We start from the raw sequence: 25,114 nt of genomic DNA, 5'->3' as shown, positions 1-25,114 counted from the left end.
CGTAAAATGCATTATAATAAATCCTGTTATTTGGCTACTATGCTAACGTCTCCCATGGTATACCATCCTTCGTCATTAACCCCTTCTATAGCTAATTTTACGCGAGATTCAAACAATACGGGGTCAACAATAGCTACTTCTATTTGATAATCTCCTAATGGCATATCATGTGGTATGTATAGCTTATCTTCTAAATAAACATCTCCAGGTAGCCAATCTCTAATATCAACATTAAAAGAAAATACTTTTGTAGTTGTTTTATTCTTCAATCGAACTGCAAATTTGTAGTCTTTATAAATTGGAGCAACTCCCTTATTTTCTAGCCAACCCTTAATTAATAATTGCCCTTGAGGTTTTACTATGGAGGGATAAGAAAATTTTCTTAACACAAAACGATACCCCATTTTTTTTAACCAGGCATCAACCAAAGGACTCCATTTTTCAGGAACAGGGGAACTCTTGGCGTTAAAGGAAGATACATGCCATTTAAGTGCCTGTTCAAAAATATAATTAACATCTTTTTCATCATATTTTTCCTTTTCCAACCACCTCAAAAAGGTGCCACATATTTCCATTGTAATGGGTGCTTTTTTCCATGCATCGCTCATTCCACTTCTAATAATATCCTGAGGATATATATCGCCCATGTGACTAAATGTGGGCTTATAACCCAAATCGCCCAAACAATCTATTCGCCATCCCAAATTCCTCATATTTGAACCCACTCCATTATTAGTATTAGTGCCATCTGGCCAGGATGCAGCTATATTGCTACCTCTTACCAAAAGTTCTGGTTGGGGAGCGTCACCGTTTAGAGGCTGAAAAACTAAATGCGTTTTCTTGAAATTATCTAAATAGGAATTAATAAGGGATAGTCTTGTTTTATCAGTAAGTAAATGAGTGCCTGACCCTTCCCCATAAAATCCTACAATAGAAACATCAATAGCTTCTATGTCTGGATGCCCGTCATATCTTTGCCCAAGAGCAGCGATCATACCGCCAAAATAACGAACATACTCTGGGCTTTCAGGGTCAACTCTCCAATATTTTATTTTAAGGTCTTCCTCTCCAACAATTTTTTTATACCAAATAGGGGCATCTCTATCACCTTCACTATAATAGGGAGCAATACGAAGCATTAAGGTTTGTCCTCTTTCAGCTGCCGTCTTTAGAGCCTTATCGATAAGTTCCCAATTATAGATTCCTGGCCCCGTTTCAAGGAAGCTCCACGCAACACGATAGTATGCAATAGTTGTTTTTGGGTGGTTTTTATTAGTTAGATCTCCTTTAAATTCTTGATATTCAATAGGGTATCCTTCCGTCCATCCATCACCGGAATTTAATTCATCACCATTAAATCGTTGAAATGTCGTAAAACCAATTCCTGGATTTTGTAAAACGTCATTAATCTCTTTAGGATAAACTTTCACTACTGATTTTGCACTGGTACTTTGTCCGAAAAGCGAAATTCCGTTTACTAAAGAAACCAACAAACAAAAAATTGGTAAAAACTTATATCCATTCATTTTTAAAATCATAGTATTTATCTTGAATTAATTTAATAGGTAAGGTTTTAGCTTTTCCCATGGGACAAACTGAGCTTTCGCCTTCTCCCTGGTCCCTTGTGAGCAAACATACTAGTGTGTGGGCACACAAAAATATTATTTTTATCAATATAAACAGTTATAAACCGTAATAAATTTGAAAAAAATGGATTTTAATTACAAATTTTGTGTGCCCACACATATTTGTGCATGTTTAGATAATCTGTGGCGTGTACCGTAAAAGGTATAGTGCAGGTTTTATATATATCATAGAAGAACAAGTGTAAGTGGGATGGATTAAAAATTTGAATTATTATGAATATGGAAAATCCGTTTCCTATCAATGGTATCAGGAATAATGATAATGTAGTTGGGGATTAATCTTGGTTTATCCGCAAAGGGATACTGCGTTAAGTATATAGATTAATAGACATACAAGTTTTATTGGATTAGAATTATTTTAACGGTATCATTGGTCATATTGTTTGGGGCACAGGGTAAACTTGATTTGTATTGGAATAATAAAATAATTGGATTCAATTCAGTTTTAACTTTTCCCCCGGGATAAACTGAGCTCTATAGGGAGGGATATTGGAGACTAATGTCCATAATATATCACCTTTGGAATTGACCAGAACGGTGCTGTGCCTTTTGGAAGCGCAAGCCAGCACTGTTTCATCATCAACCATATAGGCACTGCCCATTCTTTCGTTGTAAATGCCTAGTGGTAATTTAACCTGTCCCTTTAAGTGGGCAGTTTTCTCCTTGTCATCTATGTCCATCCTAAAAACGGAAGACTGTTTAACTTCAACTCCATTATCGAAAAACATTAATTCTCCTTTTTGGTTAATATGAGCTGCATGTGCTTGGGAAAAGTTGGCATCGGAAGACATCTTTAATGTTCCTCCCTTACCTAGTTTCCAAATTACTTCCCCGGATTTGGAATCTACCTTCCATATTTGTCCATTATTATAAAACGAAATAATAAAGTTTCCATCGGTATCATAATTTAAGCTATTGGCATGCACCCAATCTTTTTTGTTCTCTAGAATATTTATATCTTTTAAAGGGTCTTCGGTGTCAAAAACACTCCATTTCCAAATTTCCTTTCCTTTTTTATCGAGGATTAATATCCCATCCCCGACAATTGTATCTTTTTCCTTGCCTCCTATTGATCGTAGGTCCATTACTTTTTCATCAACAAAAATAGTCACCAATTCATTGGGTGATTTTTTAATGATTTCATGATGAATGGTATACTTGAAATCTTCTTGGCCTTTCTGAAGATGGACTAAGGTATCTCCTGCCAAATTTATCTCTAAAATCTCACTCCCATAACTGGTAGGCTCATCATTCTTGCCCAAAATGGAAATAATGTTTTGCTCTTCTGTGAATCTGGAGACTTTAAAACCTACTCCATCTACAGAATGATACCACCGTAAATTTCCATTATAATCTATAAGATAGGCAACCCCTGGGGTCTCCCTTTTGCTTAAAAGTATGTAGCCTTCTTTAAATCTGTCCGGTATTAGCTCGGCTTGAGTATAATTGGCTTTAAATTGATTTTGTAGCCAACTGGGTAGTTGCTGCGATTTAAAGTGATAAGGTTTGCTTGTTTTTTTTGATACGTTGTCACTGGTAACAACTTGAAAAGTATAATTGGTCAATGGTACAATATTACTTAATACAAGCATATGTTTCAATCCATATGTAGAAATAGGTGTAATAATTTTATGTTTTTCTTTCTTATCTTCAGGCCAATATTCCACAAAAACCGTGGCTTCCTTAGCGGTAGCAATATCAATTTGAATTTTTAATCGGTTGTTGGCATGGAGCCCGATATTAATGGTGTCTATAATGTTCGCATCTTTTTCGACACAACCCATGAAAAGTACCATGGAAAAAATTAAACACCAGTAAATTGCTGACTTATAGTCCATCTAAATAAAATTTCAATAATTAATGTCTTGGCTTTAGGTGCATTCCATAACAATTGATTTACATACCCTAAAAAAAATCAAGAATTGATGGGCGAATAAACGGCCCACCAAATTCTTGATTTCATCTTGTAATTATCCCATATTACCTATCGGCATTGCTCAAATTTGGATTGAGGTCAACTTGTCCTTGTGGGTAGGGAAAATATTTGTTCTTGGGCATAGAAATATTGGAAGGTTGCCCAATTTTATTTAGATGGGCATTTACCAAAACATCATATTTGTTCATCCTTATTAAGTCAGCCCTACGCTTACCTTCGTAGAAAAATTCCCAACCGCGCTCCTGTAAAATAGCATCTCTTAAGATTTCCTTGGATAAGCCAGTTAATGGCAAAGTATTAGCGTTAGACCTACCTTTAACTTCGTTGATCAGATTTATGGCTTCCGTGGTTGGACCGCTAAGTTCATTTATTGCCTCCGCCCTGCTCAAGAGAACATCTGCATAGCGCAATATATTTACACTATGACTATCATAATAGGATTGTGATTCTGGATCCGCATATTTGCTGGTTGGAACATTCTGCATATAAAACTCACCTTCTGGAGGAATGGCGCCAAGACTGGGTGCTTGTTTGTACAACAAACCATCTACACCTACATATTCGGGATAAAAACTTTGTTTGCGCTCATCTTCATCTCCAAAAGTATCGTAAAAATCCCATGCCACGCCATAATAATGCCATCTGTTCTGAATTACAGGATGATTCATTGGGCCAAAATGGTTCAATAATTCCATACCGTTCGTATGGGCATCTCCCATGACAGAGAAAATATTTTCCTCACACCATTGGTTGGCTTCTTTGAACAAACCAGCGTAGGTAGGATAAAGAGCGTACTGATTCAGTTCCATAATATCCTCGGATAGGTCTACCACTTTTTGCCAATCCAAACTACGTAAATGTAATTTCATCAATAAAGTAAGTGCCGAGCCTTTGGAAGCCCTACCTACATCATTACTGCCATAAATGGCATTATCTACATAATTTAACGGCAATACTTCGGCCGCAGCTGTTAAATCGTTTATCAAAAAAGCGTCGATATCTTCTACTGACGTGGGTTCTTTAGGATTGTTGTAATCCGGATCGGTCAAATCGTCCTCGGTCAAAAGAACAACGGGCCCCCATGCATCGGTCAGGTCCATATAGGACACTGCTCTCAAAAATTTGATTTCTGCCAAGAATTGCGCTTTTTCAGTATCGGTAAGCGTGGTCATTTCTTTAATACTATTAATAGCACTGTTGGCATTGGAAATTAATTTATATGCGTATTGATAGTCTTGTCTGAGCAATCCGTTTGAAGCATCCCACAACCCAATGGCTAACTGTCTTGGATCTCCACCAGCTCGGGTATGCCCCAAATCTGTGGGCACATCAGTCAAGGCAAAGTGGCGTGTGGCCCAATAGGTACTATTGCCTCCTACCCAGGGACCTTTTAATTTGGCGTATACCGCATTGACTGCAGAAATAGCGTCTGATTTAGATTGAAAAGCATTTGCGTTAGTCAAAGTGCTATACACTTTAGGGTCAAGATCCTTGTTGCAAGAAAATTGTATCCCTGCTACGAGTACTAGGAAAAGAATTAAGTATTTTTTCATTGTATATAATTTTTATTTTAACAAATAACAGATTAATGAAGAGTAATTTTCAACCCTAATACAAACGTTCTAAACGCTGGGAATGAGTTAAAATCGATGCCCCCTCCAATATTACTTTCAGTTGCATTTTTATCATGGCCATTTACCTCGGGGTCATTTCCTGAATATTTGGTGATTGTTATCAAATTTTGGCCCGATGCATATAATCTCACGGCATCAACGAACTTTACTTGTTTTAATGCGGATTGCGGAATATTGTAGCCAAGGGATACATTCTTTAAACGAACATAGGAGGCATCTTCCACAAATTTAGAATTTACATAGCTGCCATAAACCGAAGAATAGTAACCATCTCTAGGAATGTCCGTATCCTCATTGACATTCGCTACCCAACGGTTTAATACATCGGTGCCAGTAGTGGATTCGGACACCATGCTTCTCATATTGTAAAGGGAATAATCAAATGCTCCTTGGAAAAAGATATTTAAGTCAAAATCTTTATAGGTGATATCGTTACCGAAACCTGCAATGAACTTGGGTATTGTATTACCTAAATAGGTACGATCTCCTTCTGCCGTTATTTCGCCATCATTATTAATATCCACATATTTAGGGTCTCCGGGTTGGGAAGTAGGCTGTGGCGCATAAGTCTCTCCAGATTTGATCACTCCGGCATATTGATACCCATAAAGCTCTCCCATGGCCATTCCTGGCTCCAAACGGGTAAACTCTTGCGAGGTGACCAATCCACTGGGGTTGGCCGTGCTAGAGGAAATTAATGGTACCCCGTCGGAAAGGGATATTACCTTTTGTTTGTTGAAGGCTATATTAAAGGCCGAGCCCCAAGTAAATTTATCTTTTAATATGTTTACAGTGTTTATGGCCAATTCCAATCCTTCGTTTTGAATTTTTCCGGCATTGGTGGTAACGCTACTAAAACCCCATTCATATCCGATAGGTCGATCCAAAAGTACATCGTCCGTAGTTTTTCTATACAAATCTATGGTTGCATTGATTCGTCCGTTTATGAACCCCATATCCAAACCAAAGTTGGTCTGCGTGGTCTCTTCCCATTTTAAATTGGGGTTGGCTAAAATTTTTGGCTCCGTTCCGCCTACAAAGACGCCTGGATTCAGGACCGTTCCGTAGGGTCTATATGTGGCGAGATATCTTAAGTTTCCAATCCTATCGTTTCCTGTAACTCCCCAGCTGGCCCTGAATTTTAAATTGGAAAATACATTCGAATTTTCCATAAAGGATTCGTTTGATAGTCTCCATCCTATGGCTGCCGATGGAAAGGTGCCGTATCGGAAGTTGGGACCAAATCGGTTGGATCCATCCCTTCTCAGAGTAAAAGTTGCCAAATATTTGTCTCCAAAAGCATAGTTTAACCTTCCAAAATACGATTTTAGTTTCGTTTCCTGTTTTACTGAGTAAGGTTTGCCTGCAATGTCACCACTATCAAGAGAGTTAGAGGTTAAAATATCATTAGCAAAACCAGAGGCACTAGCGGATAGAAACTCTGAGTAATCTTTCTGGTTGGAGGTGCCTAATAATGCTGTTAGATCATGCTCGCCCAATGTTAATTTATAGGTTAAATATTGATCTGTAATCCATTTTAGATTGGAGCTTACGGACTGAGTAGCAGTTCCGTTTAAAACCTCTCCAGCGGCAAGTGTTCGGGGTGTATAATAATCTTGGGTGGTAGACGTGTACTCCGCACCAGCGCCAAAATGGTAGGTAAGGTTTTTTAAAATCTTATAATCCACAAACATGTTTCCGTTCGCATACCTATCTTTTTCTGCATTGGTCGGCTCTAGTAATAAAGCCAGTGCATTGTCCCTACCATTATATTTGTAATAAGATCCGTCTTCATTATATACCGGAATGGTCGGTGGAGCGTCCATTAAACGGAATAAGGGAGAGGTGATATTGGCAGTGTAATCACTATTGTCAGCATCTGCAATGGAACCATAGAAATTGAACCCAACCGTAGTTTTATCACTGAATTTTTTCTCCGCTCCCATTCTAGCGGAATATTTCACATAGTCTGTATTGCGTAATACCCCCTCCTGACTTAAATAATTTAAGGACATGAAAATTTTGGACGATTCATCGCTTCCGCTAAAATTAATTGACCTGTTTACCACACGAGCTTGCCGTGTTGCCAAATCAAACCAATCGGTATTGGATATTGGAAAGCTTGTTGGAAAGATAGGGGAGTTGCTGTTTTCTGCTGCAATTGCGTTTTGGGTATCCGCATATTCTTGTCCATTTATTACAGAAGGAACATTAATGATGCTTTGAATACCATCAGATATATCGGCTTCAATTTGCATTTTACCCTTTTTACCTTTCTTTGTAGTAATGAGGACTACCCCATTACCACCACGAGACCCATAAATGGCGGTGGCAGAGGCGTCTTTTAAAACTTGGATGTTTTCTATGTCATTCGGGTTTATATTTTTACCCTCATCCAATATAAAACCATCAACTACATATAATGGTTCATTTGTGGTATTGATCGAGTTGCTCCCTCTAATAACTACGGAAGGGCTGGTTCCTGGAGCAGAACTGCCCTGCTGTACTTGCACACCCGAGGCTCGTCCTTGTAATGCAGTTGCTACATTGGTTGTAGTGCCTCCCAGATTAAGGTCCTCGTTTCCTACAGAGCTAACAGAACCGGTTACATCGGTTTTCTTTTGGGTTCCGTAACCCACTACTATTATTTCTTCAAGCGCCGCCGCATTTTCCTGTAATACTATAATGGGTGTAGTGTTTCCTTCGAGGGGCACTTCTTTGGTCGTAAATCCTAGATAGGAAACCACTAGAGTGGAATTCTGGTCGGTTATAGTTAGTTCAAAATTACCGTCAAAATCAGATTGGGTACCGTTGTTGGTCCCTTTCTCTAGAATGTTGGCACCCGGCAAAGGTTGCCCATTGTCATCGAAAATTGTTCCCGAAATCTCGATACCTTGTATTTCCTTACCGGGAATAATGGTCCTGATTATAGGTGTTGAACTTTCTCTAATAAATATGATGCCATTGTCGGATAACTCGTAGTTCAAATTAATATTATCTAAACTTTTTTCTAATAATTCGCCTACCATAATCTCACCCTTTCTCAATTGTACCTTTGAGGCATCCTTAAATAATGCTTTAGGGTACAGAAAGTTATAATTGGTCTGTTTTCGAATTATTTTAAATACTTGATCCACTGTTGCCAGTTGGTCATGGTCTATAATTACCTTCTCCTGGGAAAATGTGTTCTCTACATTAAAACCGAATACAGTGGTGCAAAATAAAAGGATAAACGTTTTCATTAGAAGGAATAGCAGGCGTTCTCTGAAATAAATACGCGCCTTAGTCTTAGTTAACTTAATTTTCATAAATTTGCTTGGTATTAGTTAAACATTTAATTGATACACTCATTAGGGGCCGAGGTTCTGCACACCGCTAAATGTCAATAACCTCGTGCCCTTTTTTTTAAATTTCTTATTTTTTTATTTTAAAATAACTGTATTATCGATTATTTCGTAGTCTTTAATGATTTTAAAGTTTTTAATGGTATATAAGATGTCTTCTATTTTTTGATCCTTACTTAATATTCCTATAAATTCTTCATTTTCGGTTGCCTTATTTAAGAAAACTACCTCTATATCATACCATCGGGATAAAACCTTCATAATTTCTTTCAAAGTCAAACCATCGAAACTAAAAACACCATCTTTCCATGAAATCTCAATATTAACATCTACAGAGCCCACCGTAAAACTTTTGGTATTTGTGTCCAAAATAGATTGTTGGTCTGGCAATAAGTTCTCTGTTACACCATCAATGGAAACGGCCACTTTCCCTTCTACCAGTGTGGTATAAATATTAGCTTCATCTTTATAAGCCTTAACGTTAAATTCTGTGCCAAGCACCTTAATATTTTGCCTAGAATTGCTTACCACAAAACCGGCCCCTTGGTAATCCTCACTAGAGGTTACATCGAAGTATGCCTCCCCGTAAATTAGCTCAACCTTACGATCCTCACCATCCTTAAAAGTTATGGGATATTTAAGTTGAGATTCGGAATTTAACCAAACCTTTGTCCCATCCGATAATTTTAAAGAAAATTGACCACCCCTAGGAACGGTCAGATAATTATAGGCAACTTCGGACTTTTTGCTTTCCTTGGCATTATAAACAATTTGTTCTCCATTGCTATATACCGTTTTAGTATTAAATGAGTCACCTTTTTCCAAGGTAACATTGGAGCCATCCTCCAATGTTAAGATTGCCTTGTTTGTGCCAACTTCAATAGCACCTGAAATGACAGGCGATTTAACCGAGGACGCTGTGGACAAATTGAACTTAATAAAATAAACTGACATTACAGCAACAACCAAAACAGCGGCTGCTGGGTAGGTCCAATTGCGTTTCTTTGCTGGTAACACTATTTTATTTTTGACAGTTTCCCAGTCTGTCTTAGTATCAATTTTATTAATAAGATCAAGGCGTTCCTTAATTGAGGCATCCTCAGTAAGGCTTTTTATAATATATGCTTTATCCTCATCACTAAACAACTCGGATTGTTCCAATCTAACAGGTTGCTTATCCTTCAAAAGTGAAGATGCAATCTGTTTGGATAAGTGGATAAGTTTATGAAATACAGGCATAAATTAATCTTGTTATAGTGTTATGACGAAAAAAATGCTTGGAAGGGTGAAAAAAACGTTAAGAAATAATTAAAAAAAGTAAATCGGCTAGCTAATGGGTACCAACACCAAATAAAAAAGCGACTAAGGCCACGTAATCCTTTAATAATGGCTTTAATCTTTTGTAGCCTATTTTCTTCTGGGTTTTTACTGTATTTAATGAAATTCCCAATTCCATGGCAATTTCAATATTGGAAAGATTTTTAAAACTCAATCTAATTATGTTGGCGCATTTATTTGGAAGTGTATTGATTGCTCTTTCGATAATGATTGAAGTTTCTATAATAACCACTTCCCGTGAAAAAAAATCTTCGGATTCAAGTTTTTCCAGATTTTGAATGGATAACCGATCTTTCAGTCTATACTGTTTGGTTTGTAGGTAGTCGATAGATTTGTTTTTTACTGAGGTATAGAGGTATGATTTTATATTATTTTCGTTCTGAAATTCAATTTTATCTTCCCATATTTTTATAAATACATCTTGGACTATATCTTTTGAGGTGTCGAGATCCTCAATATATTTATTTGAGAATAAACATAAAGGGGTGTAAAGTAAATTAAAAAATGCCTTGTACTGCTTTAAGGATAAAGTGTATTTTGCTGCGTTTTTCACGTATTTTCTTTTGGGAGAATCCAAATCTAAATAAAACAAATTCAATTTGAAAGATTGAAGATTATATTCATTTTATATTTTCCTATTTTTAAGCAGGTTGCATTTTTTTTACCTAAATAAAATTTATTTATTACTTTTCCGCGGATTTATTATGAAATATTGTACTCGATTTTAATATGAATGATCTTTTGCGAATTGCCATTAATGCTGCTGTAGAAGCAGGTGCTAAAATTGAGGACATCTATAATAACCACGATTTTGAAATAGAAATCAAACCGGATTCTAGCCCATTAACTAAGGCGGATATAGCTGCAAACAATATTATCAATTCCTTTCTAAGTACTACATCCATTCCAATTATAAGTGAGGAAAATAAAGAAATTGATTTTGAAATAAGAAAGAATTGGGAAATGTGTTGGATTGTAGATCCGTTAGATGGTACTAAGGAGTTTTTACGGAAAAATGGAGAATTTACTGTCAATATTGCCTTGGTTTTCCATGGCAAACCTATATTGGGAGTTGTTTTTTGTCCTATTTCCAAAGAACTTTTTTATGGCAATGTCCACGATAAGAAGGGGTACAAATTAATTGTTTATGAAGAATCTCTCCAAACAGAAAATTGGTTTGACGACATTTATAAAATGATTCCTAAAGAAAAGGATGATGCGACTGTTAAATTGGTTGGTAGTAGGTCTCACATGAACGATTGTACACTAGGTTTTATGAAAGAATTAAAATCTCAGTACCCTTCTGTAGAAGTGTTGTCAATAGGAAGTTCTCTTAAGTTTTGTTTAATAGCGGAAGGTAATGCCGATATTTACCCAAGATTTGCACCTACTATGGAATGGGATACGGCTGCAGGTCAAGCAATTTGTGAAGCTGTTGGATTTCATGTGCTTGCAAAAACTACCCTACTTGACCTGACATATAATAAACCCAATTTATTAAATAGTGATTTTATAGTAGTTAATAATACCATTACATTGGACAAAAAATGGATGAGAATTTAAATGATAGTGACAATTCAATTATTAAGGAAGATTGCTCAACAGACAATATGCAAAGTACTTTGCTTATTTTGCTTACTGGGTTATCCGGAGCTGGAAAATCTACTATAGCCGTTAATTTGAAACATTTTCTACTTAACAAAAATATCAAGGCTTACACCTTGGATGGTGATCATGTTAGAAACGGTATCAATAAAGATTTAGGTTTTAGTCCGGAGGACAGATCTGAAAGTAATAGGAGGGTAGGGGAAATTTCAAAATTATTTATTGATGAAGGTATCGTTGTTATTGCCTCAATAATAGCACCGTATAAAAAGGACAGGGAAGTAATTAAACATATTGTTGCGCCTAATAATTATGTAGAAGTATTTGTAAATACTAGTTTGGAAACCTGTGAAAAAAGAGATGATAAGGGTCTGTACAAAAAAGCCAGGGCCGGTGAAATAGAAAACATGACCGGAATTTCATCTCCTTATGAGATTCCTATAAATTCAGATATAGAAATAAATGAGAATTTGTCTGTGAATGAATCTGTGGAATTGATTTTTAAGGTGATTGAGTCTAAATTCGCAAAACGATCAGGTTGTGTTTAGATAACTATTAAAAATATATTAGTCTTAAAATTCTGCCCAAATTTAATACATAATGTTCTTTAAATATCGCAATTAATTTAGCCTAAAACGCTAATTATATCTGGTTTAATTCCTCCAACAGTGCTTTTCTTTGGATACGAAATTCAATATCCACTTTCAGGTGACCGGAATCTAATGCATCCTTTTTTAGTTTCATATTTTGGGCCTCAAATTTTTGTATTTCCTCTTGTGAAAACTCCTTTCTATGGGAATGAGTGTGCAATTCATATCCATTTTCTTTAAGAATTTCACCGGCCACAGACTCAAAAATTTCTATTTCCTCCATGTCCAAGGTCTCTAAAAATTTTCTGGTGTTATTGGCCATAATAGGGGCGGTAAGGTTACTCCACATGGATCCTGCAGCAGCAGTTATCTTCGATTCGTTGGAATTGAAATAACTTAGGGCTGATTCATCTAAATCTAAATTTAAAAAAGTATTAAGTTGCCCTACTACTTGCATTGGATCGGAAATAAGGGATTCATATTTAATAGTTAAACATCTTGTAGGGTCCACATTCCGAAAGACTTCTTGGGCTTTTAGAAAGTTTTTCTTCCAGATATTTGCTAAGTGATAAACGTGTTTCTCTCCTACCAAAGTTTTCTTAAAAGAAGAGGCTACATCCCTTCCATCACGTATTAAATGAATATAATACGGTTTCATTCCGTTGCTTTCAATATCTTTGTAAAAGTTCATATTGGCCATACTTTTACAACCCCAATAAATTGCCCCGTCCTTTTCTGCCATCATTTCGTAAACCACCTTGAATATTTCAATTAAGCTGCGTTGCCTACAACTATCAAAAATTTCTTTACGGCTCAATTCCAAATCCCATTTTACGGGATTGGTTTCTATCAATCTGCATACATCTTGTATTAATTTTACAAAATTATCATCCCTTTGTAAATTTCCGTATTTATTTAAAATAGGATAAAATACGGTTAAAATATGAGGCGGGTGATGTGCCGATATTTTTGGCGACTGATTTAATATTAATCGAAGTAAATTTGAGCCAGATCTTTGGGTTCCGATAATTTGAATAGGTGTTAGCCCTATTTTGGTAGATATCATATAAAACTAAATAATAGTGTTGCTAAAATAACAAATGCTGGATGGGTTTTGGTAAACATAAACAACAAAAGGGATACAATAAAAATTACCCAAGGTAAAAGGCTAAGGTCAAAATGGGTTGCCCCAATGGAATAAGCGCCACTAAAAATGAGTCCTATTACCACAGACCGCATTCCTTTCATAATAGCATCAATATAGCTTAGGTGTTTTATTTTTTGTTGGAAACGTGATAATATGAGCATAAGAATAGAAGAAGGCATAAATATGGATAATGTAGCTACAATAGCACCTGTTATACCTGCCATTTTATAGCCAATAAATGTAACACTTGTCATTATGGGACCAGGTGTAATTTGACTAATGCTTATGGCGGCATTAAATTCTTGAATTGATACCCAATGAAGACCGCTCACTACAGCCTGTTCTATTATGGGTATAATGACATATCCACCGCCAAAAAGGGTCAGGCTCATTCCCGAAAATACGGATGCAAGTTGCAGGGAAATATTAAGTTGATCGGTAAAAAGTGCTAGGGACAATACCAATAAAGCTACGCCTATCAATGTAATCACCCCTATTTTTAGTTCATTCTTATTTGAAAAAGAAGCTTTTCTTTGAGTTTCCTCCGGTTTAACAACTGACTTTTTATATAAAAAATAGCCAGCAATCCCACCAAGAACAATAATTATAATTAAAGTGAAAACATTTGAAGCATTAATCGCAATAATAAATGCGACCAATGCAATACAGGCCTGGCTCAGAAATTTAATCTGCTTCTTAGCCATATTATAACCAACACTGGCAATTACAGCAACCACCGCGGGGATTACAAATGAAATGTGGAAGTCAACATTCGCATCAGCTCCAATTGAAAAATAATAAACCGAAAATCCATACACTAATAAAAAGGTTGGGAGCAAAATCCCTAAAAAGCCGGCCATAGCCCCTTTTATCCCTTTTAAAATAAATCCATAATAAACTACTGCATTAACAGCTACAGGACCAGGTAAAATAGAGGCCAAGGATATTCCATCCAAAATCTGTTCATCCGTAAGTACTTTTTTCTTTTCAACCAATTCCTTTCGCACAATAGATATTAGTGCCATGTACCCTCCAAAAGAATAACTCCCGATCAAAAAGAAATTCCAAAATAAACTTTTAATCGTAATCTGCGTTTTATTCTCTTTTAACTTTTTATGAGCAGTATAATTCAAAGTAGATAATGTATTACGTTAGATATAAGGAAGGCCGGTACTAAAAAGTGTCCTCTTGGGTATTTCGATTGCGAAAATAGAATTAATGAACAAAAGTTTGTTTATTAACCCGAAGTTTTTTTAGCAAGGTTGGCAGTAATTTAGATACTAGCACATTAGGCATCAAAGAACATCAGTTTATTTGAAAAGACGGAGTGAAAGTTTAACTTATTCACTAACCCAATACTTCGTGAGCTGGTTCATTCGCTCAATTTTACATCGAATTGTAAACCTGAGAAACCACCATCTCATTCCCCTCATCCAATACATGGTTGGTAAAGCTTTTTAAATAGATTTCCGTAGTCCTTGAAGAATTATGGCCCAGACCGTCATTGATGACCTCCGCGGGTATCCCCATGAACTCGGCGTTGGCGGCACAGGAATGACTGATGGTATAGGTGTATAGTCCTGAAATACGGATACAAAAACCAAATGTATAGGTGTTATAATAACGTTCCAACTGTGTTGTGTTACCCCTAATTATAGTTAAATTTAAATATATGTATATTACATGCTATGAAACCATTTTTATTGTTGACTTTTTTTGTTTTATGTGTTAATTGTTCTGACAAATACGATAAGTATAAACAACTGCCGGAACATATAACAAAGGCATCTGCTTTAAATGCAGCTTATTTTGAAGCTTATGACGAAACTTTAAAATTATGGAATGTCCCTTTTGAAGAATTATATATTCCAACAACCAACGGAATTGCCCATGTTATTGTAAGTGGCCCTAAAAATGGAGAACCTTTGGTATTGCTTCACGGAATGAATGCCAGTTCTACCATGTGGTATCCAAATATTGGATCGCTTACCAATAACCATCGGGTGTTTGCGATCGACTTTATTTTGGAAGCAGGGAAATCCTATTTGTACAATGATATAGAAAGTGTGGAAAAAGTTACCGATTGGTATAAAGAAGTTTTATTTGCTTTGGAGTTGGAAAGCTTTCATCTCATTGGTGCTTCCCGGGGTGGATGGTTGGCGGTTAAGCTCGCACTGAACGATCAGGAAAAGATAAAAAGTTTAATATTATTGAGTCCGGCACAAACTTTTACATGGATCAAACCAAGCACGGATTTATTAAAAAATATTGTGACGTTATTTTCTTCAAAGGAAAAACAAATTGCGCAAAGCTTGGAAAGCATGTCCAGCAATGTTGCCAATATTAGCGATACCTACTTAAAGCAATATTATTTGGGTTCGGAATTGGAGTCTGAAAATAAATTTATAACCAGCATGCAACCTTTTTCCAAGGACGAATTAATATCCTTACAAATGCCTGTTTTGGTTTTAATTGGTGATGACGATATGATCAATGAAAAAAGAACGGTTGAAATAGCCAATACGCTTCCGAAAGGGAAAGGTGAGGTTATACAAAATGCGGGACATTTTTTATCCATTGATCAAGCTGAAACAGTGAATAAAAAAATGCTGGACTTTTTAAAATAAGGATTCTCTTCCTTTGGCGAGTGACTTGCTTTTTAAGCAAGGAAAGTTGGTCGGAAAAAATCCGAAAGTAGAATTCAGCAGATTAAAACTGCTTCCTAGCCTTTTTATTTCTGCTGCTTCTAAAATTCCTACTACCTCTTGTTAGGTAATGGACCACAACCAGCGCTACACCGATTATAGCCACGGGAATAAGTATCTCGAAAACCTCAATTGGTAAATCCATAGCTATAATATACGAAAAATCGAAATAAAACCTGCTGCAAAACCCTGTTAAATTTATTGTTAGAGCAAGTTTACCTAGCTAAATCCTTCCATACCCAAAAAGCGAGACTGGACCAAATTTCCACGGGCGTTAGGGCAGGTAGGTTTGGTTTTTATTTGCTAAATTAGGAGCTCGACCACCTGTCTACCGAGAGCTAGGACATTGGCTGAATTTAAAAATAGCGAACAAATGATTACGAAAGCAAAATTGTACAATGAATCAATACGATAATGACGGCTAAAGAATTCATTGATACTTTAAAAGACATTGGTCAGCAATATTCGGGAGGTATTCCTAAAAGGGAGATATTTTATTTAGCGAAAGATTTTCAGTACATGCCGGTTACTGAGGTTGTAAAATTACTAATAGACGAAAATTACGATTACCGACTTGGTGCCGTATCCATCTTGGACTGGAAAGCACGCAATAAGAAAACCTCCGTAGGGGAGAGGCAGGATATTTACCTAGCCTATATCGAAAATCATAAATATATAGACGATTGGGGTCTGGTAGATAGGGCCGCACCATATGTAGTGGGAGGATATTTGTTTGATAAGGACCGTAAGCCGTTATACGATTTGGCAAAATCTCCAAATCCAATGGAAAGACGGACAGCAATTGTAAGTACCTACTATTTTATACGAAAGAATGAATTGGATGACACCTTTAAAATTGCCGAAATACTCGCCAATGATTCTGACGAATTTGTCCAAAAAGCAGTGGGTAGCTGGATCAGGGAAGCAGGCAAAAGAGACGAAAATAAACTCAAAGGCTTTCTGGATGTATATGCTCCAACCCTAGCTAGGGTTACCTTAAGATACGCGATTGAGAAGTTCGACCCTGAGACACGAAAGCATTATTTGGGATTAGGCAAAAAGAATACATAAAAACTACCGTCAACAAAGTATATTGCATGCTCTATAGGAAACGTACCATAAACTAAACCAAGCCAACAAGAACTACAGTATGATAAAAACAATTAGTATAACCCTTCTGATCGCCATCCTAATTTCCTCCTGCAATCCCATGGTTCAGGATATTTATCTTGGACAAGGTATTATGGCCGGTGAGGCCACTTCAACATCCGTAATCCTACAATCGAGATTAACGGTTTCCGACAGCTTGATCAAGGGGGATTTAACCGGTATAAAGGGGGTCGCGAGATTTGAAATTGATAAGGATTCTACTTTTGACAATCCACTGTATTCTGACTTTATTGAGGCTACATCAGGGAACGACTATATTATAAAAAAAAAAATTGAAGGTCTTGAGCCAGGAAATAAATACTTCTATCGGCTACAGTTTGGAAAGGACAGGAATACGCTTTTTGAAAGTGAAATAGGGACTTTTAAAACCTTGCCCGGACCAAATAGCAGTAAAAAAGTATCAATGGTAGTAGTAACGGGTATGAACCACTATTTTTTTCATTACGGAAAATATGAGGAAGGTACGGCCTATTCTGGAAAAGACAAGCTTCAGGGGTATCCGGCATTGCTGGCCATCCAAAACCTGAACCCGGATTACTTTATTGGTACAGGTGACAACGTTTACTTTGACCATCCACACAAGTCCAACTTTAACAGAGCCGAAAAAGCTGGGAAGAACCCCAACCCTGGAGGGTATGAGGGCATGGAAGTGGTGGATGAAGAAGGGATGCGCAGAAAATACCATGAACAATTTGCCCAACCAAGGTTTCGGGAACTTTTTGGCAAGCTGGGGACCTACTGGGAAAAGGATGATCATGATTATAGATTCAATGATGCCGATCCGTATCAGGAGTTTCCTATATCCCATGAATTGGGGGTCAATAATTTTAAGGAGCAATTACCCGTGGTGGATTTGGAGGACCTAAATGCCAAAACCTATCGTACCCATCGCATGAGCCAAGATCTTCAGGTTTGGATGTTGGAAGGGAGGGACTATAGAAGTCCCAATGAAATGAAAGACGGCCCAGAAAAAACCCTTTTGGGAACAGAGCAATTACATTGGCTTAAGGAGACATTATTGGAGAGCGATGCCAGTTTTAAACTCATAATTTCACCTACCCCAATGGTAGGCCCTGATGATGCGTACAAAACAGACAACCATGTAAATCATGACGGTTTTAGGCATGAGGGAGAGGCAATTTTCAAATGGTTGGCTGATAATGGTTTTCTCGATAAATATCTTTATATCATTTGTGGCGACAGGCATTGGCAATACCACGCCATGCACCCGAGTGGGTTTGAAGAATTCTCTACAGGTTCCTTGGTAGATAACAATTCACGCGCTGGGCGCTTGGCAGGAGATCCCGAATCGACCGATCCCGATAGTTTGATTAAACAATTCTATATTCAAGGGGATAAGGAGTCCGCAAGTGGTGGATTTTTGTCGGTTACCGTGCAAAGAATAGATAGTATTCCAGTAGCAACCTTTCAACATTTTGATGAAAAGGGAAATTTACTTTATGAGACGGAAAAAACTGGTCGAAATTAATTGACAAGGAAGTTCGTTTCAATTCAGTGCGGGAATGAAGCAATACAAAGGAAATGAGGAAGGTTCTAAAAATAGTGATCATTGCAACTGTCATATTCAGTTTTGGTGTAACGAAAGGGGTCTCCCAGACCAAGGAGACGAAAACGGCTGAATTGTTTAGCGGGAGAACCCATGTGAACATGCAAAAGGATACGCTGAACTATCGCTTGCTTACCCCTTTAGATTACGATCCCAATAAACAGTATCCCTTGGTAGTATGTCTGTCCGGAGGAGCAGGCAGGGGTACGGATAATATAAAGCAGATTGCAGGTTCCAAGGCAGCACAAGTGCTGTCCACTTTAGAAAATAGAAAAAAATATCCTGCTTTTATTTTTGTGCCCCAATGCCCACCTGGCGCCGATTGGGGGAGGTCTCTGGGAAAGATTGAAAGAGAAGGCCTGATCGCACGCGGAAGGTATAATCAACCCAATGTTGAGGCTTTGGTTTTTGAAACCATAGCTGCATTGGATGAAGAATTTAATATAGATACCACTAGACGTTATGTTACCGGTCAGTCTATGGGCGGATTTGGAACATGGCATTACATCCTAAGCCACCCACAAATGTTTGCCGCTGCTATTCCTGTCTGTGGTGGAGGTAATCCTGGTCTTGCAAAAAACATTAAAGATCTACCCCTCTGGGTTTTTCATGGTGACAATGATAAAACGGTACCTGTTGACTTTTCACGAAGTATGGTTGCCGCAACTAAAAAGGCGGGCGGAAATCCAAAATATTCTGAGTTTCCAGGTGTTGGTCATGGGAGCTGGCATTTGGCTTTTGATACCCCGGAATTATTGGATTGGTTTTTTGCTCAGGTCAACGAAAAGGAAACTAACCATAGATAAAATACATTATCGCCTGTATGCCTATGGCACATAAATCGGCGGCCAGGAAAACAGTCGTTTATTCAACCGTTATATGTAGTTTAATCCGACAAAGATATGGGCTGATTATTTTTATTATTTCTTGGATTCTTTCCAATCAAAATACTTTTGAGCATCTGTTATAAGATTAATAATCAATAGCATTTTATCACATTTGGGGCATTCGAAATTCATAACAGCTTCGTGCAATTCTCCATTAGCTTCATTTGCCTTTCCTTCCCAACCACATTGGCAAGAGAGTCGAAGCGATTCAGCTTTCAAATTATATTCGGAAATATTCATATGTATCGCCATCAGGATAATATTACTGTTTTCAGCTCATTAAAATTGCATTTAGCTGGTTTTAGTTTCAAAAGAGAGTTTAATCCTATTGTCTTCTGATTTGGAGCTTTTAGGTCTAAAATCTCAGTTTTTAAAACATAAAAGACCCATTGGTTTAAATTCAAGGGGTTTATGGTCTCTTGGTCCTTATTCTCTAAAACACAAAAAATATAAAGATTACTCCAGCGTCTAGAAGTGCCATCATATAATGGATGAATAGGATCCATTTTTGCGGGTGCTATTCCAAAAGAGATGTCCGAATATTTCTTTTGTTTCCAACTCTGAACATAAGCGGCGGATTTTACTTCAATCTTTAGCCCCTCTTTAGTGATCAAATCATAACTATCCCACTCAATACGAATAGCATTATCAATATTTAGGGCTTGTTTAACAATAAATTCTGCTAAAATTCCCCGTGTTCTATTTTCTAATAAGTTAGATTGATTCCATATCCAAAAATCATTTAATTTAATTTCAAGACAGCCCTCAGCAAACCTAAACCTTTCTTCTCCACTTTTTGGTTGGGCAATAATCGCGTTAAGATTCATATGCAACTGTATATTATGCTGTCAAATATTTGTATATAGCAATCGTGGCTTTTGTTCGTAATTTACAATAATCTATTAATCTATTATGTGGTTGTCCAATTTCGATAAAGTAAGACTAACTTATACAGCTCTTCCAAAACTTAACTTTACTATGTTTCCAAACATCACCACACTAAACCATAGGGTTTTTTGTAAAATACCATACAACGGATATTATCTGACTTTATCGATTAAGCAAATACTAAACCTAATATTTGCTAACTGCGAAGGCTTATAACAAACTCTTGGTTGTCGTATTCCCCTCTCTTTGCTTCCCTAAAAATAATATAGAATTAATTAGATTAATTGTGCAGTAAATGTAATCAAGTAGGTCAAGTAAAAATGGTATTACATGTACCAGCAATAATTCTTTTGTTAGATGATGTCCAAACTTTTGAGTCTTATAAGTGCCTGATTAAGAATGTTGTACTTAAGCAGCTTATATCTAATTCCAGAATGTATTATGTAATAATAACTAAAATTCAAATTGGGGGTTTTAAGCAAAAAATTAAATAGATTTAAATTACTATTAAAATCATTCAAATCTTTCAAAAACAAGCTCCTTGTTTACCATCATCCCAGCCGCCGTACCCATGGCCACGGCATTCGCTACCGTTCGTAAGCGTGATACATTATCTCCACAGGCATAAATACCGTCAATATTGGTTTGTAAATTGGCATCGGTTTTTAGGTAGCCTTCCTCGTTCAACTCGCAACCCATAGTTTCGGGAATAGTGCAATGCTGTTCAAATGGTGTTTTGGTATAAATGGCGGTAACGGCAGCCTTGGAGCCATTTTTAAATAGGATGTTTTGCAGCTTGCCTTGTTGGTGTTCCAAACGTTCTATTTCAGTTTCCACTATCTTAATATTATGCGCTCCAAGTTGGGCTGTTTGTTCCGCATTCAGGGTAGATCTGCCATTGGTGTAAATGGTTAAATGCGGGGTCCAGTTGGAAATCAGTTTCCCAAATTCGAAGGCATAATCTCCATTGCCCAAAATACCGGTCACTTCATTTTTCACCTCATAGCCATGACAATAGGGGCAATGCAATACTGAGATGCCCCAACATTCCGAAAATCCTTCGATATTTGGCATTATATCTTTAATGCCCGTTGCGAAAATTAATTTGTCGCCTGTAAATGTTTCACCAGAGGCTACTTGAATTTTAAAGGCATTATTGGTGCCAGAGCCTTGTACGGCAAGTCCGTTAAAAAATTTCACCGTAGGGTAGGTAGCCACCTGCTTTTTTGCCACGGAAGCTATCTCAGCAGGTGTTTTGCCATCATTGGTTATGAAGTTATGGGAATAGGGGGTTTGCCGGTTACAGGGCGTATTGCTATCAATGATCAAGACCCGTTTTAAGGCCCTTCCCAAAGCCATTCCTGCTGCTAGACCGGAATAACTTCCTCCAATGATGATAATATCAAAATGTTGTTCCTTTTTCATGGTGTCGTGTTTTTATAATGGTTACTGAGCATAAGATTGTTCCAAGAATTAGTTGATCAAACCCTCGAATCCTTACCGCCGTAGGCTCCAATTTTTTTTCATTGGCCTATTGCTTAGATTGCCTTGCTGTCGGATATGGCTTCGAGACTTCCAATACTGAAACTGCCCACCAAGCTTGGCTCTTGATTGCTTTATGGAAGTTACCTTATGGGGATGTCTTGCATATTATATAAATGTTGTTGGACAAGAGATTAAATGCTAGGGAGGAATGCTATTTGCCAATATAAATTTAAGAGAAAGTCTTTATATCTCGCTATATTTTGGGCTAAATGTACATAGACTGTTTAGTGAAAACCACTCCTTTTGGAATGCTTGCCCTAAGACCTTCGTTTCTCTTTTAACAAAAAATTAACTCAGTAGAAAAACTCATGTAATATTGTTTCAATACGTTTGAGAGCGGGGCCTTGGAGCCCTTAGTAAATGACAATATTCCATCTTAAAATGAGCAATTAAACCAAAATTGGGCCTAGATAGGTTGAAAATGTACCTCAATAGCGGTGTCGGTTTCGTAAAGTTAACCTTAAGGAGAAAGTTTTGGTAAAAAGTAATTATGTTAACCATTGGAAATGATTTTTAAAAATTTGAGGTATCTATATTTATGATTAAAAGAATACTTTGCATACTTCTGTTTTTATCATTGTCCATGCCAATATTTGCCCATGGTGACCTAACCATACGGATAGCTGAAAAAACGATCGAGATATCCGAGGATCCAAACAATTTTGAACTTTACTACCAAAGAGGGTTGTTGTATCAACAGCACATGGAGTACGACTATGCCCTGGAAGATTACCTTAAATCCCAGTCCTTGGGAAATACCAACAAAGCCCTACATTATCAAATTGCGGAGGTTCACTTTTTAACCGAAGAATACTCCGAGGCCTCAAAAAGTATAGACTCCTATTTGGAAGTGGACAGCATGGACCTAAGCGCTAAAAAATTGCAGGCCCAAATACACTTCAATCTTAAATCCTACAAAAAATCCTTGGAGGGGTACCGTTATGTTATCCATAATATGAAGGACATTCGGCCCGAGGATGTATTGGAATACTGCAACATCATGCTTACAGAAAACAACAAAAACTATAAGGGTGCCTTGGGGGCCATCCAATTTGGGCTGGACCAACTTGGCCCGCACACCATATCACTCCAACTTAAAAAATTGGACTATTTAAGAGATTCCGGTCAAACCGAAAAAGCATTGGAACAATACAATTATTTTATCCTTGAATACAACAGGAATGAATTCTGGTATTATAAAAAGGCAAAGTATTTAGCGGAAATAAATAGACCACATGAGGCCTTTATATCCTTAAAACTGGCTTCGGTTGCCATTGAGCAATTGAATGCAAAGTTTAAAAATATGAGTCCCGTAATAGAATTAAAAGAACAAATAAAAAGCTTGGAAAGCTCCATTAACAACCAAAAATCATGATCAAAAAAAGTACCTTTTTGCTTGCCGCCCTATATTCGGTGGTTTCAATTGCCCAAACCTCCAATGTAGATCTTCCCAATGTAAGTGCTGTTGCAGTGACCAATGCTGTAGGTCTTCCACAGAGTTCCGCTTCGGTAACTGTAGTAAGGGGCCCTTATTTACAAAGCGGTACCCCAACATCTGTTGTGGTAAAATGGAGAACGGATATCGCAACCCAATCCGTGGTACATTACGGCAAAACATTAAAATCGTTATCCAAAAAGGCAAGCAACACTGCTTTGACCACCGAACATGAAGTTAGCTTATCCGGTCTAAGCCCTAACACAAAATATTATTTTAATATTGGTAATAGATCAGAAGTTTTGTCCAAAAGTGATTCTGGCGAGATGTACATAATTACTGCCCCTACAGCGGGTACCAAACAATTTGTACGCGCATGGATTTTAGGTGATGCCGGTACGGCCAATAACAACCAGAGGGACGTAAGGGATGCCTATTATGACTATGTGGACGATGCTCCCCAAAATAAGGGTAAGACCGATATGATGTTGTTCTTAGGGGATAACGCCTATGGCAGTGGTACGGATGAGGAATATCAAAATGCCCTGTTCGACATTTATGACGAAATGTTGAAAAAATCCGTGGCATGGTCCTGCTTGGGAAACCATGATGGGAAGTCGGCCGATTCGGCTACACAATCCGGTCCTTACTATGATATATTTACCTTCCCTACCAATGCGCAGGCAGGAGGCACTGCCTCGGGAACTGAGGCCTACTATTCTTTTGATTATGCCAATATCCACTTTATAATACTGGATTCACATCATACAAGTCGCGAAGTTGGAGGTGCTATGTACAATTGGACACAGGCCGATATTCAAAACACAAAACAGGATTGGATAGTGACCTTGTTTCATCATCCAATATATACCAAAGGGTCCCATGACTCCGATACCGAAGATCGACTAATTGAAATGCGACAAAACTTTATGCCCATGATGGAAGCCAACGGGGTGGACCTTATCTTAAACGGACATAGTCATTCTTATGAACGCTCGTATTTCTTGAACGGGCATTATGGATTTGCCAATACCTTTAACCAGGATGAAATTTCGAAGGGTGGCCATACCGTGGGATCCAATGGATTTGGGGACGGTAAAGCGGATAGCAATGGTGCCTACCAAAAAACCAGTGCAGCTGCGGAAGGTGCCGTATACATTACTACGGGATCTGCAGGTAAAATATCTGGGGGCGACCTAAACCACCAAGCCATGTCCGTGTCCCTGAACCAATTGGGTTCATGTGTCATGGAGGTGGAAGATGATGGTAGGGGTGGACAGAACCTGACCGTAAAGTTTTTAAGGGAAAATGATGACATTGAGGATTATTTTACTATCAACAAATCAGGTATAGCGCTAAAGGCGGAAGGAACTGCATCCGGGCTAATTAGTGGAGGGCTATTGTATGATGACAACAAGGAAGTGGTGAAGCTTAAATTGGATAAAAATGATCGGTTAAAGAAAGTTAATATATATAATAACATTGGGGAATTGGTGAAGAAAAGTAGAAAGGAATCCATCAATGTCGGTAAGCTGTCAAAGGGCCTTTATATTATTGAAGTCATTACTAAAAATAAAGGGTATACCGAGTCGATTACCATAGAATAGTTTGGCTATAGAGGTTATACTTAAAATAACCTTTCAAGAGTATCCAATGGCATGATTTACCCCAAGCAGA

Annotated in this window: 20 protein-coding genes; 8 read left to right on the top strand and 12 right to left on the bottom strand. The window is 37.5% G+C overall.

Features of this window, described 5'->3' with window-relative positions:
• Nucleotides 1–26: 26 nt before the first annotated feature.
• The 6 genes from MWU78_RS15925 to MWU78_RS15900 form a co-directional block, all read right to left on the bottom strand.
• Nucleotides 27–1,538: a DUF4832 domain-containing protein gene (locus MWU78_RS15925; protein WP_246999501.1), complete on the bottom strand. Its 1,512-nt coding sequence runs from the start codon at nucleotides 1,536–1,538 to the stop codon at nucleotides 27–29.
• A 542-nt stretch (nucleotides 1,539–2,080) separates the two neighbouring features.
• Nucleotides 2,081–3,484 carry an aryl-sulfate sulfotransferase gene (locus MWU78_RS15920; RefSeq protein ID WP_246999499.1) on the bottom strand — a complete coding sequence of 468 codons (1,404 nt, stop codon included), beginning with the start codon at nucleotides 3,482–3,484 and terminating at the stop codon, nucleotides 2,081–2,083.
• A 142-nt stretch (nucleotides 3,485–3,626) separates the two neighbouring features.
• Nucleotides 3,627–5,135: a RagB/SusD family nutrient uptake outer membrane protein gene (locus MWU78_RS15915; RefSeq protein WP_246999498.1), complete on the bottom strand. Its 1,509-nt coding sequence runs from the start codon at nucleotides 5,133–5,135 to the stop codon at nucleotides 3,627–3,629.
• A gap of 32 nt (nucleotides 5,136–5,167) precedes the next feature.
• Complete coding sequence (locus MWU78_RS15910; protein ID WP_246999496.1) at nucleotides 5,168–8,524, bottom strand: TonB-dependent receptor; 3,357 nt, start codon at nucleotides 8,522–8,524, stop codon at nucleotides 5,168–5,170.
• 114 nt (nucleotides 8,525–8,638) lie between these two features.
• Nucleotides 8,639–9,799 (bottom strand): FecR family protein, encoded by a 1,161-nt coding sequence (locus tag MWU78_RS15905; RefSeq protein WP_246999489.1) that lies wholly within the window; start codon nucleotides 9,797–9,799, stop codon nucleotides 8,639–8,641.
• A 91-nt stretch (nucleotides 9,800–9,890) separates the two neighbouring features.
• Nucleotides 9,891–10,451 carry an RNA polymerase sigma-70 factor gene (locus MWU78_RS15900; RefSeq protein ID WP_246999487.1) on the bottom strand — a complete coding sequence of 187 codons (561 nt, stop codon included), beginning with the start codon at nucleotides 10,449–10,451 and terminating at the stop codon, nucleotides 9,891–9,893.
• A gap of 176 nt (nucleotides 10,452–10,627) precedes the next feature.
• On the opposite strand from MWU78_RS15900, the gene cysQ reads away from it, so the two are divergent.
• Together cysQ and cysC are read left to right on the top strand one after the other, a co-directional pair.
• On the top strand, nucleotides 10,628–11,461 hold the full coding sequence (gene cysQ, locus MWU78_RS15895) for a 3'(2'),5'-bisphosphate nucleotidase CysQ (RefSeq protein ID WP_246999485.1): 834 nt from the start codon (nucleotides 10,628–10,630) through the stop codon (nucleotides 11,459–11,461).
• Nucleotides 11,446–12,051 carry an adenylyl-sulfate kinase gene (cysC, locus tag MWU78_RS15890; protein ID WP_246999483.1) on the top strand — a complete coding sequence of 202 codons (606 nt, stop codon included), beginning with the start codon at nucleotides 11,446–11,448 and terminating at the stop codon, nucleotides 12,049–12,051. The genes cysQ and cysC overlap by 16 nt, the downstream gene beginning before the upstream one ends.
• A 94-nt stretch (nucleotides 12,052–12,145) precedes the next feature.
• Here cysC and MWU78_RS15885 read toward each other — a convergent pair whose 3' ends face one another.
• The 3 genes from MWU78_RS15885 to MWU78_RS15875 form a co-directional block, all read right to left on the bottom strand.
• Nucleotides 12,146–13,159, bottom strand: a complete 1,014-nt coding sequence (locus tag MWU78_RS15885) for a sulfotransferase (RefSeq protein WP_246999481.1) — start codon at nucleotides 13,157–13,159, stop codon at nucleotides 12,146–12,148.
• The gene (gene chrA, locus MWU78_RS15880; RefSeq protein ID WP_246999473.1) at nucleotides 13,156–14,373 is read right to left on the bottom strand and encodes a chromate efflux transporter; all 1,218 of its coding nucleotides are present in this window, start codon (nucleotides 14,371–14,373) and stop codon (nucleotides 13,156–13,158) included. Before chrA ends, MWU78_RS15885 begins: the two co-directional genes overlap by 4 nt.
• Nucleotides 14,374–14,626: 253 nt before the next feature.
• Nucleotides 14,627–14,872 (bottom strand): hypothetical protein, encoded by a 246-nt coding sequence (locus MWU78_RS15875; RefSeq protein ID WP_246999471.1) that lies wholly within the window; start codon nucleotides 14,870–14,872, stop codon nucleotides 14,627–14,629.
• Between the two features lie 56 nt (nucleotides 14,873–14,928).
• Between MWU78_RS15875 and MWU78_RS15870 the strand changes: the two genes are divergently transcribed.
• The 4 genes from MWU78_RS15870 to MWU78_RS15855 all read left to right on the top strand — a co-directional run bounded on the left by MWU78_RS15870 (nucleotide 14,929) and on the right by MWU78_RS15855 (nucleotide 19,488).
• The gene (locus MWU78_RS15870; RefSeq protein WP_246999470.1) at nucleotides 14,929–15,867 is read left to right on the top strand and encodes an alpha/beta hydrolase; all 939 of its coding nucleotides are present in this window, start codon (nucleotides 14,929–14,931) and stop codon (nucleotides 15,865–15,867) included.
• Between the two features lie 492 nt (nucleotides 15,868–16,359).
• On the top strand, nucleotides 16,360–17,016 hold the full coding sequence (locus MWU78_RS15865) for a DNA alkylation repair protein (protein WP_246999469.1): 657 nt from the start codon (nucleotides 16,360–16,362) through the stop codon (nucleotides 17,014–17,016).
• 79 nt (nucleotides 17,017–17,095) lie between these two features.
• A complete protein-coding gene (locus tag MWU78_RS15860) occupies nucleotides 17,096–18,604 on the top strand; it encodes an alkaline phosphatase D family protein (protein WP_246999468.1) in 1,509 nt (502 codons plus the stop codon).
• Between the two features lie 53 nt (nucleotides 18,605–18,657).
• On the top strand, nucleotides 18,658–19,488 hold the full coding sequence (locus MWU78_RS15855) for an alpha/beta hydrolase-fold protein (protein ID WP_246999467.1): 831 nt from the start codon (nucleotides 18,658–18,660) through the stop codon (nucleotides 19,486–19,488).
• A gap of 114 nt (nucleotides 19,489–19,602) precedes the next feature.
• Here the strand turns inward: MWU78_RS15855 and MWU78_RS15850 are convergent, their stop codons facing one another.
• The 3 genes from MWU78_RS15850 to MWU78_RS15840 all read right to left on the bottom strand — a co-directional run bounded on the left by MWU78_RS15850 (nucleotide 19,603) and on the right by MWU78_RS15840 (nucleotide 21,882).
• Nucleotides 19,603–19,821 carry a hypothetical protein gene (locus MWU78_RS15850; protein WP_246999466.1) on the bottom strand — a complete coding sequence of 73 codons (219 nt, stop codon included), beginning with the start codon at nucleotides 19,819–19,821 and terminating at the stop codon, nucleotides 19,603–19,605.
• Nucleotides 19,821–20,396 (bottom strand): hypothetical protein, encoded by a 576-nt coding sequence (locus MWU78_RS15845; protein WP_246999465.1) that lies wholly within the window; start codon nucleotides 20,394–20,396, stop codon nucleotides 19,821–19,823. Before MWU78_RS15845 ends, MWU78_RS15850 begins: the two co-directional genes overlap by 1 nt.
• A gap of 574 nt (nucleotides 20,397–20,970) precedes the next feature.
• On the bottom strand, nucleotides 20,971–21,882 hold the full coding sequence (locus tag MWU78_RS15840) for an NAD(P)/FAD-dependent oxidoreductase (RefSeq protein ID WP_246999463.1): 912 nt from the start codon (nucleotides 21,880–21,882) through the stop codon (nucleotides 20,971–20,973).
• 658 nt (nucleotides 21,883–22,540) lie between these two features.
• Here MWU78_RS15840 and MWU78_RS15835 point away from each other — a divergent pair.
• Nucleotides 22,541–23,377 carry a hypothetical protein gene (locus tag MWU78_RS15835; protein WP_246999461.1) on the top strand — a complete coding sequence of 279 codons (837 nt, stop codon included), beginning with the start codon at nucleotides 22,541–22,543 and terminating at the stop codon, nucleotides 23,375–23,377.
• Complete coding sequence (locus MWU78_RS15830; protein WP_246999460.1) at nucleotides 23,374–25,044, top strand: metallophosphoesterase; 1,671 nt, start codon at nucleotides 23,374–23,376, stop codon at nucleotides 25,042–25,044. The genes MWU78_RS15835 and MWU78_RS15830 overlap by 4 nt, the downstream gene beginning before the upstream one ends.
• Nucleotides 25,045–25,114 lie beyond the last annotated feature (70 nt).

The organism is Arenibacter sp. F26102 (genome assembly GCF_023015865.1).
Classification (GTDB): domain Bacteria; phylum Bacteroidota; class Bacteroidia; order Flavobacteriales; family Flavobacteriaceae; genus Arenibacter.
The sequence above is the reverse complement of the archived record's forward strand: the minus strand, read 5'-3'. Positions and strand labels throughout refer to the sequence as shown.

Coding starts and splice junctions, on each gene's coding strand:
- MWU78_RS15840 (WP_246999463.1), bottom strand. CDS start 21,882: ATGAAAAAGGAACAACATTTTGATATTATCATCATTGGAGGAAGTTAT.
- MWU78_RS15865 (WP_246999469.1), top strand. CDS start 16,360: ATGACGGCTAAAGAATTCATTGATACTTTAAAAGACATTGGTCAGCAA.
- MWU78_RS15905 (WP_246999489.1), bottom strand. CDS start 9,799: ATGCCTGTATTTCATAAACTTATCCACTTATCCAAACAGATTGCATCT.
- MWU78_RS15850 (WP_246999466.1), bottom strand. CDS start 19,821: ATGGCGATACATATGAATATTTCCGAATATAATTTGAAAGCTGAATCG.
- MWU78_RS15860 (WP_246999468.1), top strand. CDS start 17,096: ATGATAAAAACAATTAGTATAACCCTTCTGATCGCCATCCTAATTTCC.
- MWU78_RS15845 (WP_246999465.1), bottom strand. CDS start 20,396: ATGAATCTTAACGCGATTATTGCCCAACCAAAAAGTGGAGAAGAAAGG.
- cysQ (WP_246999485.1), top strand. CDS start 10,628: ATGAATGATCTTTTGCGAATTGCCATTAATGCTGCTGTAGAAGCAGGT.
- MWU78_RS15835 (WP_246999461.1), top strand. CDS start 22,541: ATGATTAAAAGAATACTTTGCATACTTCTGTTTTTATCATTGTCCATG.
- MWU78_RS15910 (WP_246999496.1), bottom strand. CDS start 8,524: ATGAAAATTAAGTTAACTAAGACTAAGGCGCGTATTTATTTCAGAGAA.
- MWU78_RS15870 (WP_246999470.1), top strand. CDS start 14,929: ATGAAACCATTTTTATTGTTGACTTTTTTTGTTTTATGTGTTAATTGT.
- MWU78_RS15855 (WP_246999467.1), top strand. CDS start 18,658: ATGAGGAAGGTTCTAAAAATAGTGATCATTGCAACTGTCATATTCAGT.
- MWU78_RS15925 (WP_246999501.1), bottom strand. CDS start 1,538: ATGATTTTAAAAATGAATGGATATAAGTTTTTACCAATTTTTTGTTTG.
- MWU78_RS15915 (WP_246999498.1), bottom strand. CDS start 5,135: ATGAAAAAATACTTAATTCTTTTCCTAGTACTCGTAGCAGGGATACAA.
- cysC (WP_246999483.1), top strand. CDS start 11,446: ATGGATGAGAATTTAAATGATAGTGACAATTCAATTATTAAGGAAGAT.
- MWU78_RS15920 (WP_246999499.1), bottom strand. CDS start 3,484: ATGGACTATAAGTCAGCAATTTACTGGTGTTTAATTTTTTCCATGGTA.
- MWU78_RS15885 (WP_246999481.1), bottom strand. CDS start 13,159: ATGATATCTACCAAAATAGGGCTAACACCTATTCAAATTATCGGAACC.
- MWU78_RS15830 (WP_246999460.1), top strand. CDS start 23,374: ATGATCAAAAAAAGTACCTTTTTGCTTGCCGCCCTATATTCGGTGGTT.